The organism is Luteimonas sp. 8-5 (genome assembly GCF_029763755.1).
In the GTDB taxonomy this organism is placed as follows: domain Bacteria; phylum Pseudomonadota; class Gammaproteobacteria; order Xanthomonadales; family Xanthomonadaceae; genus Cognatiluteimonas.
On record NZ_JARUVM010000054.1, the window covers coordinates 1 to 3,354 of the forward strand.

Annotated in this window: 4 protein-coding genes; 3 read left to right on the top strand and 1 reads right to left on the bottom strand. The window is 67.5% G+C overall.

Going from position 1 to position 3,354, the window contains the following annotated elements; translation table 11 throughout:
- Positions 1-751: fumarylacetoacetate hydrolase family protein (locus QAA18_RS07405; protein WP_279412256.1), on the top strand; the 751-nt coding region annotated here is incomplete at its 5' end.
- A 14-nt stretch (positions 752-765) separates the two neighbouring features.
- A complete protein-coding gene (gene maiA / locus QAA18_RS07410) occupies positions 766-1,425 on the top strand; it encodes a maleylacetoacetate isomerase (RefSeq protein WP_279412257.1) in 660 nt (219 codons plus the stop codon).
- Between the two features lie 173 nt (positions 1,426-1,598).
- Here the strand turns inward: maiA and QAA18_RS07415 are convergent, their stop codons facing one another.
- A complete protein-coding gene (locus QAA18_RS07415; RefSeq protein ID WP_279412258.1) occupies positions 1,599-2,702 on the bottom strand; it encodes a PilT/PilU family type 4a pilus ATPase in 1,104 nt (367 codons plus the stop codon).
- 63 nt (positions 2,703-2,765) lie between these two features.
- Here QAA18_RS07415 and QAA18_RS07420 point away from each other — a divergent pair.
- A partial coding sequence (locus QAA18_RS07420) for a DUF4398 domain-containing protein (RefSeq protein ID WP_279412259.1) occupies positions 2,766-3,354 on the top strand: 589 nt, incomplete at its 3' end.

Sequence of the window (3,354 nt, forward strand, 5' to 3'; positions counted from 1 at the left end):
CGAGTTCGTCGACGGCAGCGCCTACCTGCCGCACGTGGAGCGCGTGCGCCGCGCGCGTGGCGCCGAGGTGCCGCAGAGCTTCTACACCGATCCGCTGATGTACCAGGCCACCAGCGCCGGCTTCAACGGCCCGCGCGACCCGGTGCGGGTGGTCGACGAGGCCTACGGCATCGACCTGGAAGCCGAGATCGTGGTGGTCACCGACGACGTGCCGATGGCGGTGACGCCGGAGCAGGCCGCCACGCACATCCAGCTGGTCGGCCTGGTCAACGATGTCAGCCTGCGCAACCTGATTCCCGGCGAGCTGGCCAAGGGCTTCGGCTTCCTGCAGTCCAAGCCGCGCTCGACCCTGTCCCCGGTGTTCGTGACGCCGGACGAGCTGGGCGGCGCCTGGCGCGGCAACAAGCTGCACCTGCCGCTGGTGACCCACGTCAACGGCGAGTGGTTCGGCGCCCCGGAGGCGGGCGTGGACATGCAGTTCGACTTCGCCCAGCTGGTCGCCCACGCGGCCAGGACGCGGCCGCTTTCGGCCGGAACCATCGTTGGTTCCGGAACGATCGCCAACCAGGACACTTCGCTGGGCGCCTCCTGCTTCGCCGAAAAGCGCACCGTCGAAGCCCTGGCCACCGGCAAGCCGCAGACGCCGTTCATGTCGTTCGGCGACCTGGTCAGGATCGAAATGCTGGACGCCGACGGCAACAGCCTGTTCGGTGCGATCGAGCAGCGCATCGAGCGGCAGCCGCTGCCGTAGCAGGAGGACACCCGATGGACCAGCTGTGCCTGTATTCCTACTGGCGTTCCAGCGCTTCCTATCGGGTGCGGATCGGGCTCAACCTCAAGGGCCTGGCCTACGACATCATGCCGGTGCACCTGCTGCGCGATGGCGGCGAGCAGCACGCGCCGAGCTTCCACGCGGCCAATCCGCAGGACCTGGTGCCGATCCTGCAGCACGGCCAGCGCATGCTGCGCCAGTCGATGGCGATCCTCGAGTACTTGGACGAGATGTGGCCGTCGCCACCGCTGCTGCCGGCGGTTGCCCGCGACCGCCAGCGCGTGCGCGCCCTGGCGCAGCTGGTCGCCTGCGACGTGCACCCGCTCAACAACCTGCGCGTGCTGCAGTTCTTCGAGAACGAGTGGGGCGTGCCGCAGGCAGAACGCGACGGGTGGGTGCGGCACTGGATCGTCGAGGGCTTCCGGGCGATGGAAGAGATGCTGCGCGACCATCCGTCCACCGGAACCTTCTGCGACGGCGACATGCCGACGCTGGCCGACTGCTGCATGGTCCCGCAGATCTACAACGCACGCCGCTTCGGCATCGACATGACGCCGTATCCGAGCATGGTCCGGATCGAACAGGCCTGCCTGGAGCTGCCCGCGTTCGACGCCGCGAGGCCCGAGAGCCAGCCGGATGCACCGCCTGGGTGAAGCAACGGCGGGAATGGGGAATAGGGAACAGGGAATGGAAGGAGCGTCGCTATCGCGCGCGTGGGGTGCTGCGGTAGGCAGGGAGCCAGGAGCTCGGGAAACCCACCATTCCCTGTTCCCCACTCCCCATTCCCGCTCTTTGCAACAAAAGGCCTTTCCCTTCGGCTGCGAAACTACGCCCCGAAGGTATCGGCGTAGGGATTGTGCTCCCCCGTGGTCCCTTCGGAGAGGCGGAACTTGAGCGACAGGCCCTCGCGCGAGTCGGCAGCGCGCAGCGCTTCCTCCATGTCGACCTTGCCTTCCTTGTACAGGCGGAACAGGCACTGGTCGAAGCTCTCCATGCCTTCCTCGAGCGTCTCTTCCATCGCCTGCTTGATCTCGTGCACCTGGCCGCGGCGCAGCAGGTCGCGGATCACCGGCGTGTTGATCAGGACTTCGGCCGCGGGCAGGCGGCGGCCATCGGTGCCGAGCACCAGGCGCTGCGAGATCACCGCCTTCAGGTTCAGGGCCAGGTTCATCAGCACGTTCTTGTGCGCGCCCTCGTCGAAGAAGTTGAGGATGCGCTCGATGGTCTGGTCGGCGTTGTTGGAGTGCAGCGTGGCCAGGCACAGGTGGCCGGTTTCGGCGAAGGCGATCGCCGCCTCCATCGTGGTCTGGTCGAGGATCTCGCCGATCAGGATGACGTCCGGCGCCTCGCGCATCGCGTTCTTGAGCGCGTTGTGGAAGGTATGGGTATCCATGCCCACCTCGCGCTGGTTGACGATCGACTTCTTGTGCTTGTGCAGGTATTCGATCGGATCCTCGATGGTGAGGATGTGGCCGGTGCTGGTGCTGTTGCGGTGGTCGATCATCGAGGCCAGGGTGGTCGACTTGCCCGAGCCCGTGGATCCGACCAGGAGCACCAGGCCGCGCGGCGCCATGATGATCTGCTTGAGCACCTGCGGCAGGCGCAGCTCCTCGATCGTCGGGATCGCGCTGCGGATCGCGCGGATCACCATGCCCACTTCGCCGCGCTGCTTGAACACGTTGACGCGGAAGCGGCTCTTGTCCGGGAGGGCGATCGCCATGTTCGCCTCGAGGTCGCGCTCGAACGCGGGCACCTGGCCCTCGTCCATCAGCGAGTAGGCGATCTTCTTGACCATGCCCGGGGGCAGGCCGGCGTTGCCGAGCGGATACAGCTGGCCTTCGACCTTGATGTAGACCGGAGCTTCCGCGGTCAGGAACATGTCCGACGCGTTCTTCTCCACCATCAGCTTGAGGAAATAGCTGATATCCATCCGTTCCACCCCCGTATGGCTAAAATCGGGCCTCTCGAACCCCACGAAAGGTCGGAACCCCCTATGAACGCAAGCTTCGCACAAATCCCCCGGCGCTGGCATGCACGGGTTGCGCAGGCCGCGCTGTTGCTTGCATTGGCCGGGTGCGCGACCCTGCCGCCGCCGGTCTCCGAGCTTTCGGCGGCACGCACCGCGGTGGAGAACGCCACGAATGCGGATGCCGACCAATATTCACCGGACGTGCTGGCCAGCGCGCGCGTGGAACTGTCGATGGCCCAGACCGCGATGGCCGAAGGCCGCAACGAGCAGGCCCGCGACGCCGCATTGATCGCCGCCGCCGGCGGCGAACTCGCCGAAGCCGACAGCCGCCTGCAGGTGCTGGAGAACGACCTTGCGCTGCGTGGCGACGAAATCGCGCGGCTGCGCGCGCAACTGCAGCTCGAGGCCCCGGCGGACGAGGCCGGGCGCATTCCGGCCCCGCTGGAGGAAGCGGGGTCGATGACGCCGGCAATGCGCTTGCAGGCGCTGGAAACCGATCCGCGCTACGCTGGGCTGGCCGCCTACGAGCGCCTGCAGGCGCGCCAGGCGCTGCAGGCCCTCGCCGAGGCGGGCTCGAAGCAGCGGGCGGCCGCCGCCAGCCTGGCGTCCCGGC